The organism is Nocardia sp. NPDC051900 (assembly GCF_044452545.1).
GTDB classification, from domain to species: Bacteria; Actinomycetota; Actinomycetes; order Mycobacteriales; family Mycobacteriaceae; genus Nocardia; species Nocardia sichangensis.
In genome coordinates this window covers 149,590-164,050 of sequence record NZ_JBITBU010000001.1, presented here as the reverse complement: position 1 = coordinate 164,050, position 14,461 = coordinate 149,590, and the positions used below count along the sequence as shown (strand labels likewise).

Annotated in this window: 13 protein-coding genes; 5 read left to right on the top strand and 8 right to left on the bottom strand. The window is 68.3% G+C overall.

Annotated features, from left to right (window positions below; translation table 11 throughout):
- Position 1 precedes the first annotated feature (1 nt).
- From ACIA5H_RS00735 to ACIA5H_RS00725, 3 genes are read right to left on the bottom strand one after another with little or no spacing between them, the layout of a single operon-like run.
- On the bottom strand, positions 2-889 hold the full coding sequence (locus ACIA5H_RS00735; RefSeq protein WP_397072925.1) for a lysophospholipase: 888 nt from the start codon (positions 887-889) through the stop codon (positions 2-4).
- A complete protein-coding gene (locus ACIA5H_RS00730) occupies positions 886-2,256 on the bottom strand; it encodes a M20/M25/M40 family metallo-hydrolase (RefSeq protein ID WP_397072923.1) in 1,371 nt (456 codons plus the stop codon). The genes ACIA5H_RS00735 and ACIA5H_RS00730 overlap by 4 nt, the downstream gene beginning before the upstream one ends.
- Positions 2,253-3,920: a CocE/NonD family hydrolase gene (locus tag ACIA5H_RS00725; protein ID WP_397072921.1), complete on the bottom strand. Its 1,668-nt coding sequence runs from the start codon at positions 3,918-3,920 to the stop codon at positions 2,253-2,255. The genes ACIA5H_RS00730 and ACIA5H_RS00725 overlap by 4 nt, the downstream gene beginning before the upstream one ends.
- A gap of 111 nt (positions 3,921-4,031) precedes the next feature.
- Here ACIA5H_RS00725 and ACIA5H_RS00720 point away from each other — a divergent pair, with 111 nt between their 5' ends.
- Complete coding sequence (locus ACIA5H_RS00720) at positions 4,032-4,946, top strand: DMT family transporter (protein ID WP_379253008.1); 915 nt, start codon at positions 4,032-4,034, stop codon at positions 4,944-4,946.
- A gap of 332 nt (positions 4,947-5,278) precedes the next feature.
- Here the strand turns inward: ACIA5H_RS00720 and ACIA5H_RS00715 are convergent, their stop codons facing one another.
- Together ACIA5H_RS00715 and ACIA5H_RS00710 are read right to left on the bottom strand one after the other, a co-directional pair.
- Complete coding sequence (locus ACIA5H_RS00715; RefSeq protein ID WP_397072918.1) at positions 5,279-6,397, bottom strand: glycosyltransferase; 1,119 nt, start codon at positions 6,395-6,397, stop codon at positions 5,279-5,281.
- Positions 6,397-7,137, bottom strand: a complete 741-nt coding sequence (locus ACIA5H_RS00710; protein ID WP_397072916.1) for a DUF2334 domain-containing protein — start codon at positions 7,135-7,137, stop codon at positions 6,397-6,399. The genes ACIA5H_RS00715 and ACIA5H_RS00710 overlap by 1 nt, the downstream gene beginning before the upstream one ends.
- Positions 7,138-7,752: 615 nt before the next feature.
- On the opposite strand from ACIA5H_RS00710, the gene ACIA5H_RS00705 reads away from it, so the two are divergent.
- Together ACIA5H_RS00705 and ACIA5H_RS00700 are read left to right on the top strand one after the other, a co-directional pair.
- Positions 7,753-8,196 carry a TY-Chap domain-containing protein gene (locus ACIA5H_RS00705; RefSeq protein WP_397072914.1) on the top strand — a complete coding sequence of 148 codons (444 nt, stop codon included), beginning with the start codon at positions 7,753-7,755 and terminating at the stop codon, positions 8,194-8,196.
- A 62-nt stretch (positions 8,197-8,258) separates the two neighbouring features.
- Positions 8,259-8,993 (top strand): DUF4191 domain-containing protein, encoded by a 735-nt coding sequence (locus tag ACIA5H_RS00700; protein WP_397072912.1) that lies wholly within the window; start codon positions 8,259-8,261, stop codon positions 8,991-8,993.
- 74 nt (positions 8,994-9,067) lie between these two features.
- Here the strand turns inward: ACIA5H_RS00700 and ACIA5H_RS00695 are convergent, their stop codons facing one another.
- Entirely contained in the window at positions 9,068-9,523 is a 456-nt protein-coding gene (locus ACIA5H_RS00695) for an RDD family protein (RefSeq protein ID WP_364427805.1), read from the bottom strand.
- Positions 9,524-9,775: 252 nt separating this feature from the next.
- On the opposite strand from ACIA5H_RS00695, the gene glnA reads away from it, so the two are divergent.
- Positions 9,776-11,212: a type I glutamate--ammonia ligase gene (glnA, locus tag ACIA5H_RS00690; RefSeq protein WP_355072839.1), complete on the top strand. Its 1,437-nt coding sequence runs from the start codon at positions 9,776-9,778 to the stop codon at positions 11,210-11,212.
- A 166-nt stretch (positions 11,213-11,378) separates the two neighbouring features.
- Here the strand turns inward: glnA and ACIA5H_RS00685 are convergent, their stop codons facing one another.
- Together ACIA5H_RS00685 and ACIA5H_RS00680 are read right to left on the bottom strand one after the other, a co-directional pair.
- Positions 11,379-12,236, bottom strand: a complete 858-nt coding sequence (locus ACIA5H_RS00685; RefSeq protein WP_397072909.1) for a hypothetical protein — start codon at positions 12,234-12,236, stop codon at positions 11,379-11,381.
- 170 nt (positions 12,237-12,406) lie between these two features.
- Entirely contained in the window at positions 12,407-13,720 is a 1,314-nt protein-coding gene (locus ACIA5H_RS00680; RefSeq protein ID WP_397072907.1) for an FAD-binding protein, read from the bottom strand.
- 341 nt (positions 13,721-14,061) lie between these two features.
- On the opposite strand from ACIA5H_RS00680, the gene ACIA5H_RS00675 reads away from it, so the two are divergent.
- Positions 14,062-14,457, top strand: coding sequence for a hypothetical protein (locus tag ACIA5H_RS00675; RefSeq protein ID WP_397072905.1), 396 nt, complete (start codon positions 14,062-14,064; stop codon positions 14,455-14,457).
- The last annotated feature ends 4 nt before the right edge of the window (positions 14,458-14,461 follow it).

Here is a 14,461-nt window from a genome sequence, read left to right as displayed (position 1 = left end):
ACTACTGTTCGGTAAGGTGCGCTTCCAGCCAGCCGACGACGTCGTCGAGCACCTTCTGCTGCTCGGGCTCGTTGAACACCTCGTGGTAGAGGCCCTCGTAGCGGATCACCGTGAGGTCCTCCGACCCGGCGCCCCGCTCGATGAGATCGGAGCTGGACGGCGCGGCGATCGCGTCGGCGGTGCCGTGCAGCACCAGCAGCGGCACGGTGACCTTCGCCAACCGCTGCTTGACCGTATTCGTCGCGCTCAGCATCTCGGCGCCGGTGCGCGCGGGCAGCATGCCGCGATAGACCAGCGGATCGTTGTCGTAGGCCGTGACGACCGCCGGGTCCCGGCTGATCTGCGACGAATCCAGTTTCAGCACACCCAGATTCGGGGTGAGCCTGCTCAACACCGGTGCGAGCATGCGCTGCACCGGATTGCCCACCGGGATGTCCAGCGGCGGGGCGGACAACACGATGCCCGCCACGTCGATCGGCGCGCGGGTGGCCAGATACAGGGTGATCAGGCTGCCCATCGAGTGCGCGACCAGGAAGCGCGGCACGCCGGGCTGCTCTCGGGTCGCGATGTCCAGCATGGCGGCGACGTTGTCCGCGGCGCCCGCCATGGAGCCGATGTTGGCCTTGCTGCCCGCGGACTTCCCGTGCCCGATGTGATCGAGCGCGTAGACGGCGAAACCGGCGCTGACAAGACGCTGTCCCACATGGGCATAGCGGCCGGAATGCTCCGCCACGCCGTGCACCAGGACGATCACGCCCCGCGCCGCGCCCTCCGGCAGCCACGCCCGCCAGGCGACTCCGCTGCCGACACCGTCGAACTCGCCGGACTCGGTGCGGATCGCGGTCGGCTCGGTGGACGCGGTGTCGCCCGCCGTCGGCTCGGTCGTCATCCCTGCGCTCCTGACGTCGATGGCGCGCCGACCGTCGCGAAATGCTCGATCAGCCGCCGGTTGAACTCGATGAGTCGAGCGTAGTTGACTCGCGAGATGCGCTCGTCGGTTCCGTGGATCGAGGCCAGGTCGCGCTCGTCCAGCACGATCGGGGCGAAATTGCACCGGGTGCCCGCCAGGTCGTCGTAGTGCCTGGAGTCGGTGGCGCCGGGCACGATGCCGGTGGTCACCGCGATGCCGGGAACGACGGCGCGGGCGAGATCGGCGATCAGATCGAATGCGGGGCCGGGCCGCGTGATCCGCGACGGCTCCGACGACATGCCTACCAGGTCGAATCGAATACCCTTGTCGCGCACGACTTTCCGGCAGTGCGCCAGCACGGAGGCGACGGTGTCGCCGGGCAGGATGCGGAAGTTCACCATGGCCTCGGCCCGCTGGGGCAACACGTTCGCCCGCACTCCGCCGCGGATCACCGTCGGCGCCGTGGTGGTGCGCACCATCGCTTCGGTCTGCGGCTGGGCCGCCATCACCCGGGTGACCACCGGTGCGGCGAGATTCGCCAGGCCCAGCAGCAGTCGCCGCGGCGCGGGCATGACCTCGCGCACCCTGGTCAGCATGTCCGCGATCACCGGGGTCAAGCGCAGCGGCATCGGATGGTCCTGGATGCGGCCCACCGCCCGCGCGATCCGTCCGACCGCCGTCTGCCTGCCCGGCATGGACGAGTGCCCGCCGACCTCGGTGACCGACAACCGGACCGTCGCGTAGCCCTTCTCCCCGAGCATGATCGTCGCCACCGGCTGCCGCACGCCATCGACGACGCCCGCGGTGATCACCCCGCCCTCGTCCAGCAGCAGATCCGCGCGCACGCCCGCCTGCCGCAGATGCTCGGCCATGCGCTCGGCGCCCTCGCCGCCGAAGACCTCCTCGTCGTGCCCGAAAGCCAGGTACACGGTGTGCCGGGGGCGCAGGCCCGCGGCGAGCGCCGATTCGGCCGCCTCCAGGATGGCGAGCACGCGGCTCTTGTCGTCGATCGCCCCGCGGCCCCAGATGAACTCGTCGTCCACCACTCCCGCGAACGGCGGGTGGGTCCAGCGCTTGGCGTCGTCCACCGGGACCACGTCCTGATGCGCGAGCAGGATCGCGGCCACCCGGTCCGGGTCGGCGCCCGGCCAGCGGTAGAGCCTGCTGTGCGCGAACTTCCGCAGTTCGAGTTCGGCGTGCACCCGGGGGAACGACGTCCGCAGGTGCGCGTCGAGGCGGTCGAACGCCGCGCTGTCGGTGTCGCGCGGGTCGTCGGTGGACACCGTCGCGCACCGCAGCGCGGTGGCGAGGCGTTCGGCGGTCAGGTCGTCGACCGGCTCCGTCATCGGTCACCGGCGCGGTCGGGCAGATTCATGGACACCGTTGCATTGTTCAACATGCTCGGGTCGAGGGCGATGGTCTTCTCGTTTCGCCACTTCACGATGCCTTCGGTGAGCTCGCCCGGCAGGTCGGGACGGCGCGTCGCCGTCAACAAGGGCAACTCGATGCTCGCGGAGGTCACCGTGACCGCGGCGAGGGCGGGGGAGTGCGACCACACGTCGTCGACCACGTCGGTGATCCGCACGCCGATCCGGTGGCCCGCGGCGATCGGCCAGTCCTGCGCGAGCAGCCTGACCTCGGCGGTGTCGCGCACCGGGGCGATCCCTCGGGTGATGACGGTCGCGCGCAGGTCGGGCGCGATGTCGTAGAGCTCGACCGCGACCGTCGCGTTCGGCGGGCCGCTGAGCCGGAGGGTGGCGGTGGGAATGCCGGACAGATGCTGCTCGCCGGTCAGCGGCGCGGAGACCGACCAGATCTCGCGATCGGGTCCGGGAATCAACCCGCGATCGGTGTAATCACCGGTCCGCAGCTCGACCGGAACCCGCCGGGCGTCGGCGGGCGGCCAGGCGCTCTCCGCGCGCCAGCGGCCGTCGAACTGGCCGACGGTGATCCGCGGGCCTGGCACCCGCACGTCGCGGGCGGCGACGTGCTCGTCGAAGAACGCGAGCAGTTCGGTGTCGAAGTGGGGCGTGCCGCATTTGTCGTGGCAGGTGCGGTGTCCCCACTGGCCGAACCAGGCGCGGTGCTCGCCGGGCCCGAGGCCGTTCCACAGATCGAACACACGGTAGGCACGGGTGTTGTAGTCGACGAAGCCTTGACCGAGGAACAGCGGAATGGTGGCGCCGCGCAGCCGCGCGACGAGGTCGCGATCACGCCAGAAGGCGGTGCCGGGGTTGTGGTCGCCGATCTGGGTCAGGTACTGCTGGTAGCACTGCCACGGCAACTGCGTCGCGTTCGCCTGATATTCGCCGGAGTCTTCCGGACGCGGTGGCGTCGAGGCGATCAGCAGGTGCTCGAGTCCCGCGAAGTCGGCGGGACGCACGCCGCTCTCGGTGATCGGTTTGCCGGAGAACTTCCACGAGACGCCCTGCATGTACAGGTAGGAGTACGGGTCGACGACCGGCTCGAACGCGCCCACCGCCGCGAGGCCCTTCGGGGCGGCGGCCAGGCCCATCAGGCCGGTCCAGGCTTCGTACGAAGTGCCGAACAGCCCGACCCTGCCGGTGGACCACGGCTGGCTCGCCGCCCACTCCACGGCCGTGGCGACGTCGGCTCGTTCCCCCGGCCCGCCGAAGTCCGGGCAACCGTCGGAGCCGCCGAACCCGCGCAGGTCGACGATGACGTAGGTGTAGCCCGCGTTCAGGAACAGGTCGGCGGTGAGGTTGTCGGTGGACGGGCCGCCGGTCAGGCGCGGCTCGCTCAGATAGGCCAGGTGCGCGCGATACGGACTGACGGTCAGGATGACGGGTGTGCGGGTGTCGTCGGAGACACCGGCTGGGCGCAGGATGTCCGCGTGCAGCCGGGTGCCGTCCGTGCCGTCGATGAACGCTTGCTTCCACTGATAGGGCACCGGCAGCGGTTCGGCGGCCGCTCGCATCGGGGTGAACGCGGCCAACAGCAACAACAGGCCGCATAGGGCACGAGACAGGACGGCTCGTTCGATCACCATAGGACTATCGAGTCTGCCCGGACGGCCGTCCAGCCCCCGGAACCGGGGTGGTCGTCCAGTAGCCAGGCGAACGCCATCCGGTGTTCATCCGGACCGGCGAGCATCGAGGTTATGCCGGAGCGCGGTTTCGGGTCCGTCGACTCGGTAGGGACGGTCGGTTCGGCGTTGTCGGCCGCGTTCCTGTTCGCGGTGTCGGCGTTCCTGCAACAAGGCGCTGCCAGGCAGGCGGCCACCGCGTCCGGGCAGGGACGATTCCTGGTGATCGCCGCGATCGCTCGTCGTCTGATCACCGACCGCCGCTGGTTGGCCGGGCAGGGCGCGAACGTAGCCGGATTCGTCGTGCACGCCGTCGCGTTGCGCTTCGGCGCCATCGCGGTAGTGCAGGCGCTGCTGGTCGTGCAGTTGTTGTTCGCGCTGCCGTTCGCGGCATTGCGGCGTGGTCGCGCGCTGCTCGCCAGAGACTGGGCGGGGACGTCGGCGGTGTGCGCGGGGCTGATGCTGCTCGTCGGGCCGGGGATTCCCGAGCATTCGGCGGTGCGCACGCAGCTGCTCCCGGGGGCGTGCGCGGGGGTGTTCGGCACGGTCGTCGTGTTGTTCGGTCTGTCCCGGACGGTCCGCTCCACCCAGGTGCGGTCCGCGCTGGTGGCGGTGGCGGCGGGCTGCTGTTTCGCCACTACGGCGGTCCTCGTCGTGGTGGCGACGAGGACGCTGCCGGACCCGAGCTGGGCACTGCTGGGCATTCCGGTGTCCACCGTCCTCGGCGGCATCCTGACCCAGGAGGCGTACGCACGCGGGTCACTGCCCACGGCGCTGACCGCGATGACGATCACCGACCCGGTGCTGAGCTACCTGGCCGGTCTCACGCTGTTCACGGCGACGATCCACCCGCGCCCCGCGCTGCTTGCCTGCGCGGCCACCGCGGTGATCGTCGGTGTCGCACTGCTGGCGAATTCGCCGACGCTGCACGACGAGCGGGAGATGTCGGCGGAAGCGACCCGCCCGGCGGTACGGGCGAAGGCCGGGTGAACTCCGGCGCAATGCGGGGGCGCTGACCGGAGGAAGGGGATTCCGACGGGCACGAGCGGGGCGAACCACGGGCCGATGCGGGCATCCGGCGCGACACCGGTCGCTGGGCATCCTACGCGGTTGGAACCGGCGAATCATTCGCCGTGAGCGGGCATTCGCACGCCGAGGCGCGGTGACCCGCACTTCCCCCATCGAGGTCAGCGCACGTGCCTTTGCCCGGCTCGTCGACGCCGGGAGTTCTGCGCGGAATCGGCGGCACGCAGGCCGACGCCCCGGGTGGGTGACTTCAGCGGTTGGATCAGCGCGATCGTGCCAAACGCCGAGGTTGTTCCTCAGGCCGAGCGGGCCGGAGTCTCGTAGTCGGCGTAGAGCGCGAGCATGCTCTGCACCGTCGCCGACCACGGAAAGCGTTCCGCCGCGGCACGGGCCGCGCGACGACGCTGGGCCGCGGGCAGGGCGAGCAGTTCACGCACGCCGTCGGCGAGGCCGCGCGGAGTCCCGTCGCAGACGAGGCCGGAGCCGGGGTCGCCGACGAGTTCGCGAGCCGCGCCCGCCGCGGGAACGACGACCGGAGTCCCGCAGGCGAGCGCCTCCAGCACGGCGAGGCCGAAAGTCTCGGCAGGGGAGGGAAACACGGCGACATCGGCCTCGGCGACCAGGGCGGCCATCGCGGTCCGGTCGGTGAGATGGCCGTGGAAGACGACCGGAAGCCCTGCCGCCAGCTGCTCCAGGCGAGAACGCAGCGGGCCGTCCCCGATGACCGACAGCACGCAGCGCACACCGGATTCGACCAGGACGCGGACCGCCTGGATGGCGCGTTCGGCTCGTTTCTCCCGGGACAACCTGCTCACCAAGACCAGCCGCACCGGATCGTCGGAGCGGTCGTCGCGCCGGTTCTCGGTCGACGGGCGAAAGGTCGTGAGGTCGACGCCGAGCGGGATCCTGCGCACGTTGCGCGCGCCGACCCGGTCGAACTCGGCGGTGGCGAAACGCGAAGTGACCACGACCTTCTCGGCGCGCACCCAAAGCCGCCGGTTGGCCAGGTCGGCCGCGGCGGTGAGCGGGAAGCCGCGCGGCACCCGCGAGCGCAGGATGGCGTCGATGCGTTCGTGGGAGAACAACACCAGCGGAACGCCCGCCCCGCGCGCCCACGGCGCCAGCCAGCGGACGCTGAGTTTGTCGCTGCACTCGAGCACGTCCGGGGCCAGCCGGTCGAGCACGGCACGGGTGCGCCGGGCGGTGAGCACGTGATAGCCGGCATCGCCGAACTTGGGGCTGCGCACGGTGATCCGATGCCCGGACGCGGTGTGCTCGTCGGCGTCGCGCGGACCGGGCACGACGAGGACCCGGTCGTGACCCGCCGCCGAATAGCCGCGTCCCATCTCGTCGAGGCACGTGCGTAAACCGCCGGAGGCGGGAGTGTAGAAGTTGGCGATCTGCACGATCCGCACTAGTCGACCGCCGATCCGACCAGCTCGCGATAGGTGATCGCGTGCGCGCCGGTGCGCAGCACCGCGTCGATGGCGCGCAGTGTGGTGTCGCGCAGGCCCGGTCTGCTCAGATCGTCGGGATGCAGCGCCAGCCGGACCAGCCCGCCGCGTTCGGCGGTGCGGCGCGCCGCCGTCTCCAGCAGCGCCGCGCCGAACCGCTCGGACCAGCCGCCGCCCGGCCGGTGCGAGAGCGCGAACCCGCGGAACCGGCGTCCGGTGCGCAGTTGCTCGGCGCCGAAGTGGGAGGTGGTGTAGGTGAACCCCGCCGCGCGCAACGCCTGTTTCGCGCCGGGCGAGGCGAGCCAGCCCGGCGGCGTGAAACCGGTAATCGGCAGACCTGCTTCGATCATCACTTCGGTGGCGGCGCGCAGTTTGACGGTGGCCGTGCCGACGTCGATGGCGGCGAACTCGGCCGCGCCGCGCGCCACCGCATGCGCTACCGCGCGGCGCGGCCGATCACCCTCGGGACCCGCTCGGTGCGACCACCCGTGCACCAAGACGTCGTCACCGGCCTGCCTGCGCTCCCGCAGGAACGCCGCGTAATCGGGTTCGTCGGCCAACCGCCTGCCCCGCCACGGCCCCGGTATCACCAACAACGACACGGGAATTCCGAACCGATCGGCATCGGCGCACCAGCGCGCCGTCTCCGCCGCACTCGCCGGTGCGACGTCATGGACGCTCACCACCAACCGCGCACACACGTCGGGGAAGCTAACACCGCACGGTGGCCGTCAGCTGAACAGCGCGGTGCACTCGGCTGAAAGATGTGTACCGCCGATCACCAGATGTCCGTCCAGGCGGGCCGCACCGGCAGATCGAAGGCGACGGAACGCTCGCACCAGCAGGGGCGCCTATGCGTTTTCCGGAACCCGGGCATGCGACGACTCGGCCCGTGGTCGAGGTGAACAGGTACTGGGTCTCCACCCGATACCGCTCCTACTCGTCCCACGCCGGACTCCATGCCGCCGAGACGAAATCCATAGCGCGATTCCAAGCGCGAACCCGAACGCTACGGTCTCCCATCGAAAGCATTCCGCCGGACCCATTCCTGCGTCGGCGGAAAACGCCGGGGCGGAAACGAAAACCTCAATTGCGCTCCGGGGTTTCTGCTGCCTGATCCGTGCGCGCCGCACCGGCCCGACTCGGTGTCGCCGGTGGAGACGCCGCAGGTCCGGCTGGTGCTCGGCCGAGAGCCGATACGGGATATGGCAAACGGCTATAGCCCGGAATGAACTACGCAACGTCGCAACGAGTTTCGTCTGGTGTCCCGGCCGGGTCGGCGTATGATCAGGCCAGTGCGAATACCCGGGGGAAGAATGAGCGAGCCGGCGACAGCGGACTGGGAACGGTTCGTGCAATCGCTGGCGCACTGCCTCTCGGAGCTGCCCTCGCGGGCAACCCTGATCATCGCCGCCCCCGGAAATCGCTATGTCCAATTTGTCCAATACGACATCAAATTGTCCGCCGAACTGGCCGGGAACAATTACCTGAGCAACCCGATCCCGGAGACCGCCGCGCAGGAGTTGCGCGCACTGGGCTGGCATGAGCCCGCAGATCGGCACGACGCGGACAACTGGACCAGGATCCTCTTCTGGCCCATCGCGCCGAGCGGCTTGCTCGAGTTCGCGCGCTCGGTCGCCGTCGGCCTGCGCGACGCCCTGGGTGTGGCGGCGCCGGTCGAGTTGCGCGCGATGGGCTGGACCGAGGCCTCGGGTGACCTGGATCTCACCGTGCTCGGATCGATCGCGCGCCGCGGGTAGCGCCCGGTCGGGCCGCTGTCCCACGGCGAAGCCGCGACTACCTGGGCACTATCCTGAGAGTCATGGCAGCAGGCAAGCCCACCAAGGAAGCGAAGGCCGCGGCGAAGGCGGCCCGCAAGCAGCAGTCGAGAGAACGCCGCAAGCAGTTGTGGCAGGCGTTCCAGATGCAGCGCAAGGAAGACAAGCTGCTGCTGCCGCTGATGATCGGCGCCCTGGTCGGCATCACCGCCGTCTTCGCCGTCATCGGCCTGATCTTCGGGCTGACCTGGTTCCTGATCCCGCTTGGCGTGGTGCTCGGCGCGTTGGTGGCGTTCATCATCTTCGGCAGGCGGGTGCAGAAGAGCGTCTACCGCAAGGCCGAGGGGCAGGCGGGCGCCGCGGCCTGGGTGCTGGACAACCTTCAGGGCAAATGGCGGGTGAGCAACGGCATCGCCGCCACCACGCAGTTGGACGCGGTGCACCGGGTGATCGGCCTGCCCGGCGTGGTGCTGGTCGCCGAGGGCTCACCGCAACGGGTCAAGTCGCTGCTCGCCCAGGAGAAGAAGCGCACGGCTCGGCTGATCGGCGACACCCCGATCTACGACGTCGTCATCGGCAACGACGAAGGTCAGATTCCGCTCAAGGACCTGCAGCGTTACCTCACCAAGCTGCCGCGCAACATCGACGCCAAGCGGATGGACCTCATCGAAGGCAGGCTGGCCGCCCTCAGTGCGCGCAGCGGGCCCGCCCTGCCGAAGGGGCCGATGCCCGCGGGCGCCAAGATGCGCGGCGTGCAGCGCACCATCCGCCGCCGCTGACCTGCTCGCTCGAAAGGCCCGCCGCCCCGCCCGGGGTGCGGGCCTTTCCGGTCGTCACCGCGCGGGTCGGAAGATCAGCGTGAACGCACCAGCGCCGTTCCGGTCGCGCGGTCGTGCATGCCGCGCCCGTCGGCGTCGGTGAACAGCGCGGGCACCACGAACACCAGCAGTACCTGCCTGGCCAGCGCCCGGACGAAGCCGACCGGCGCAGCCGCGTCGATGCGCACCGTGCGCAGCCGCAGGAAATACTGCCCCGGCGTGAACCCGAAGAGCGTGACGGCGCCGACACCGATGACGAACCAGATCAGCAGCGTCAAGCTCGACGCCGAACCGCTGCGCGTGATCAGCGCCGCGATGCCGAGGGCGATCAGCCAGTCCACGAACAGGGCGGCGATGCGGCGGCCCATACCGGCCAGCGAGCCCGCTCCGGCCTTCGGCAGGCCGAGCTGCGCCCCGGGGAACTCGGTGGTTGCCGGGCCACCGGAGTCGGCAGGAGGTCCGGAGAGCCAGGAGCCGGTGATGCGTGCCATGCACCCCAGAATAGGCGCGCCCGGACCGGCGCCCGGTACCGCATAAGCGGAGTTCAGCCTCCCCGCGCACCGCGGCGCGGGCAGGACTACCATGCATTTCGAGTCATGGTGGTCAGTACCACGCTGCCGGACGCACGTGTAACACCGGCGAAACAAATCCTTGACTGCCGGGAAACACGGCATCCATAGCGTCTGGTCGCGACGAACCCATGCAAGCGACACTGGCTGGGAACCGATCCGTAAGGAGAACAAGTGACGTTCAGCACGGCCGACGAGGTCATCAAATTCATCGCTGACGAGGACATCGAGTACGTCGACATCCGGTTCAGCGACCTGCCCGGTGTGCAGCAGCACTTCTCGATCCCCGGGAAGGCCTTCACCACCGACCTCGCCGAAGAAGGGCTAGCGTTCGACGGCTCCTCAGTCCGTGGGTTCCAGTCCATCGACGAGTCGGACATGCTGCTGCTGCCCGACTTCTCCACCGCGCGTGTCGACCCGTTCCGCGCCGCCAAGACGCTGAACCTCAACTTCTTCGTGCACGACCCGTTCACCCGGGAGGCCTACAGCCGCGACCCGCGTAACGTCGCGCGCAAGGCGGAGGAGTACCTGCGTTCCACCGGCATCGCCGACACCGCGTACTTCGGCCCCGAGGCGGAGTTCTACATCTTCGACTCGATCCGCTACGACTCGGCCATGAACGGCGCCTTCTACGAGATCGAGTCGGTCTCGGGTTCCTGGAACACCGGCGCGGAGTTCAACCCGGACGGCACCCGCAACCGCGGCTACAAGGTCCGCAACAAGGGCGGCTACTTCCCGGTCGCGCCCTACGACCACTACGTCGACCTGCGCGACAAGATCTCGACCAACCTGCAGAACTCCGGCTTCGAGCTGGAGCGCGGCCACCACGAGGTCGGCACCGCCGGTCAGGCCGAGATCAACTACAAGTTCAACACCCTGCTCGCCGCGGCCGACGACCTGCAGCTGTTCAAGTACATCGTCAAGAACACCGCGTGGCAGGAAGGCAAGACCGTCACCTTCATGCCGAAGCCGCTCTTCGGTGACAACGGCTCGGGCATGCACGTGCACCAGTCGCTGTGGAAGGACGGCAAGCCGCTGTTCCACGACGAGGCCGGCTACGGCGGCCTGTCCGACCTGGCCCGCCACTACATCGGCGGCATCCTGCACCACGCGCCGTCGCTGCTGGCGTTCACCAACCCGACGGTGAACTCCTACCACCGCCTGGTCCCCGGCTACGAGGCCCCGATCAACCTGGTGTACTCGCAGCGCAACCGCTCCGCCGCGGTCCGCATCCCGGTCACCGGCAACAACCCGAAGGCCAAGCGCCTCGAGTTCCGCGCGCCGGACTCCTCGGGCAACCCGTACCTGGCCTTCGCCGCCATGATGATGGCCGGCCTGGACGGCATCAAGAAGAAGATCGAGCCGCTGGCCCCGGTCGACAAGGACCTCTACGAGCTCCCGCCGGAGGAGGCCAAGAACATCCCGCAGGCCCCCACCAGCCTCTCGTCGGTCATCGACCGCCTCGAGCAGGACCACGACTACCTCACCGAAGGCAACGTCTTCACCGAGGACCTGATCGAGACCTGGATCACCCTCAAGCGCGAGGGCGAGATCGCCCCGGTGAACCTGCGGCCGCACCCGTACGAGTTCGAGCTGTACTTCGACGTGTAAGCCTTTCCGGGCTTCTGACCTGCGGCGGAGCATCTACCCAAGGTCCTCCGTCCGCAGTAGGTTTAGCGAGTCCACCCGTTCCGCGATTGCAGAACGGGTGGACTCGTCTGCGTCTGGCGTGAGAATCCGCAGGAGCAGGCGAGTGTGGGAGGGAGTGGATGCGAAACTACACGTCGCTCCACGTGGGGACGCCGTAGACGTTGAGTTTGTCGATGCCGTGGTCGGCGGAGTAGCCCAGTCCGACCAGTGAGTAACGCCATCTCGCGCCGCACGCCTGCGCTGCCTGCGCGAGGGCATCGACGCCGTGAGTGGTGCCATGGTGCAGGGACGCGAGTTCGCGCACGAGTGCCGTCAGTTCTTCGTTCCGCTTCGAGGTCGCGTAGATCCCGAAGCCAGGAGCGCCTGTGCCGCGGGCGCAGCAGATCATGAAGTCGTGTTCATGGAGTTTCGCGGCGTCGACGCCACATCGGACGAGTTCGGATAGCACTTCCCATGCCGCATCGCCGAAGTAGCGGACCAGTTTCATCGGCACGCCGACGTCGTCGTATCGGGCCCTGAGGTAGATTTTGTGGTTGACGTCGCCGTGCGCGTCTATTTCGATCGCCGCGCCCACGGGCTTGATGAGTTTCTCGTTGTCGGGTACGGACACCAATCCCGCGAAGCCGGGCGATACATCGCAAAGTCGCTGCAGTGCACCTGGCACGAGCTTCAAATTGCCGTAGACCTTGAGGCGGGCCGCGTTGTTCGGTGCTGCGGCATGATGAACAACCCCTATCCAGGTCGCGAAACTGTGTCGCTGCGGGATTGCCGCGGGGGCGGGATACAACGTCGTGACGAAGGACTGCAGCATGTCGGAGACGGACTTGTCGCCGTTCGGCAACCACGCGACCAGATCACCGATTGCGGCCAGTTGAGCGGAGACGCGAGAGGCGAACTCGGTTTCCTGCGTGGCCGTTTCGGTGGCATAGCGAATGGCGGGCGTGAGTTCTCCACGGCCACCGGACACACTGGCTTCGAACGGCATACCGGTCGTGGTCAGCGTGCTGGCTCGACGCCCATCCGGCCTGCGTCGGTCGAGTTGTCCGCCACAGGCGCGTTCCATCATCGTGTGAATCGGAGCCGGGTCGCAGGGCAGCGTCAGCCGCTTGGCCAAGTCGACCAGGAATTCTCCAGCAACTGCGGCCCTCACCATCGTCAGTGTTCTCCCGTGATGAGCCGGTTCGCGGTTCGCGAGTCGGCATTCCTGCTCACAATGGCAGCCTGTCCGCTTCTCGCCGACAACTTTCTTTCATTCGTCTTTTCGGCCTTGACAGTACTATTTCGCGCCGAGGAGACAGTGCGTGCGGCTCGCACGAGTGGGAGGTGGGCGTTGACGTGTTCCAACCGGTACCGGGAGCGTAGTTCCGCGAGCCGATCGAGGTCGGCTCCATAAAGTTGCCTGGCCAGCAAGTCGTCGAAGTCGTTGGCGCCGTAGAGATAGGGGCGCCCATCCAGTTTGCAACAGTGGTCCAGGAGGTCGCGAAAAACGTCGCGAATGGCGACCTCCGTGGCCGGGTCATTGCTGAACGAGGTATATACCCCTAGTCCGATGGAGACGGGGTCGGTACGGACCGGCGTGAAGGCAAACGGTATCGCATCGGGAGGGCGGCGCAAGATCAGGATGTACAACATCATGTGGACACGGTTCAGCGGATCACGGTGCAGAAGCGTCTCGACGGCCGCGAGCATTCGTGCGAATCGCCCTGCGGGCACAAGGTAATCGGTCCAGAGTTGTGCTTGGTCGGGAGATCGGGAGGCCCTCTCAGCCACGTCGCCGTCCCCCAGGAGCGGCAGATTGGGCAGCGTGACGCATTTGCCGACATCGCATCTCGTCGGTTTGTTGGTGCGCCATCCAGTGATGGATGCGAGCCTGCCGCGGCGCAGCGATGCCCGGTAGATGTCGACGTCGTCGCGCTGGGCAATCTGTTCGGTGTAGTCCGCGAGCTCGGCCAGTGCGGCGTGGCGTGCGTGATGCACGTGGATGTAGCGGTGGTGCGGCACCGTGCGCAGCACCGCCCGTTCGATCAGTCCGGCCATGCCGAGCCCGCCGAGTGCGAACCGAAACAGTTCCGGATGATCGGTACGCGAGCACCAGCGGCTGCTTCCCGTTCCGTCGATCAGCTGGATCCGCTCCACATGGTCGACTTGCATCCCGTACCGCACCGAGTCGACACCGGCGCCGCCGACGGAGAGAGTGCCACCCACCGACATGCGCAGATAGTTGGGTAGCACCGGAGCGGTTCTGCCGCGGCGATTCAGGTGTCGTTCCAAGCCGTGCCAGCTTATTCCGGCGGGCACCTCGATCAGGCTCTCGCCGAGATCCCGCACCTGTCGGTCGGCGGTATCCGGCGCGTAGGTGACGAGCAGCTCTCCATCGGTCACGGTTTGGCCGTCGCAGGAGTGGCCCGCACCGCGCAGCGTCAATGGTCGGCCGGAGCCGAGTAATGCCGACGGGAATGCGGAGGGCATCCGGTGCACGGCCATAGGGACGGTGCGCCGCAGACCGCCGAAGTCGGTGGCGAAATCGTCGATGGGGGCCTCGCGGGGGAACTCATGGTCTCGCCTTCGGGAAACCGCTCTGCCACCCGAGTATGACTTCTTCCCATCGTGGGGAACAACTCGCTGTCGGCGGTCATCGTACAAATAGGGTCGAGAAGTGTTCGTGCGAAAGTTTGGGATTGCCGTGGCTGGTTCGGGCACGCGGGACCCGAAGGACGGGGCAGTCGTCAACGGCGTTGCGGCGTAGCGAACGAGAAGGCAGTTGGTCGGTTGCCGTGCAGTGAGCAGTCCGCCAGCGGATGAGAGGATCTATGAGAGACATTCACCCTGACGTACGCGCCGCACTCGGCATGACGCGGGAGTTGCGGCACCGCATCGCCGAGGTGCGGGAACGAGCCGAAGAGATCGTCGCACGCCGCCCGTCCCCGAGCGGCCTGGTCATTCCCGAACTCGATGTCATGGGACGGCTTCGGGACCTGTATCTGGCGCCCGGGACCTGCGCTCGGTTCGGCAATCAGGAACTGGCCGCCGAGATCATGGCCGCCATCACCGAGAGCACCCAGGATGCGCGGCGACAGTACGGCATCGCCATGAACGACACCGACATGTTGCCTCGGCCGATGTCGGAAGTCATGCGGGAATGGCGGGCCGGGAGCGGCCCGGACCAGCCGGTTCCCAACTTTGGGAAGGCGGAACAATCGACCTGAGACA

Coding starts and splice junctions, on each gene's coding strand:
- ACIA5H_RS00700 (WP_397072912.1), top strand. CDS start 8,259: ATGGCAGCAGGCAAGCCCACCAAGGAAGCGAAGGCCGCGGCGAAGGCG.
- ACIA5H_RS00720 (WP_379253008.1), top strand. CDS start 4,032: ATGCCGGAGCGCGGTTTCGGGTCCGTCGACTCGGTAGGGACGGTCGGT.
- ACIA5H_RS00705 (WP_397072914.1), top strand. CDS start 7,753: ATGAGCGAGCCGGCGACAGCGGACTGGGAACGGTTCGTGCAATCGCTG.
- ACIA5H_RS00695 (WP_364427805.1), bottom strand. CDS start 9,523: ATGGCACGCATCACCGGCTCCTGGCTCTCCGGACCTCCTGCCGACTCC.
- ACIA5H_RS00725 (WP_397072921.1), bottom strand. CDS start 3,920: ATGGTGATCGAACGAGCCGTCCTGTCTCGTGCCCTATGCGGCCTGTTG.
- ACIA5H_RS00675 (WP_397072905.1), top strand. CDS start 14,062: ATGAGAGACATTCACCCTGACGTACGCGCCGCACTCGGCATGACGCGG.
- ACIA5H_RS00730 (WP_397072923.1), bottom strand. CDS start 2,256: ATGACGGAGCCGGTCGACGACCTGACCGCCGAACGCCTCGCCACCGCG.
- ACIA5H_RS00735 (WP_397072925.1), bottom strand. CDS start 889: ATGACGACCGAGCCGACGGCGGGCGACACCGCGTCCACCGAGCCGACC.
- ACIA5H_RS00685 (WP_397072909.1), bottom strand. CDS start 12,236: ATGCCGTTCGAAGCCAGTGTGTCCGGTGGCCGTGGAGAACTCACGCCC.
- ACIA5H_RS00680 (WP_397072907.1), bottom strand. CDS start 13,720: ATGCCCTCCGCATTCCCGTCGGCATTACTCGGCTCCGGCCGACCATTG.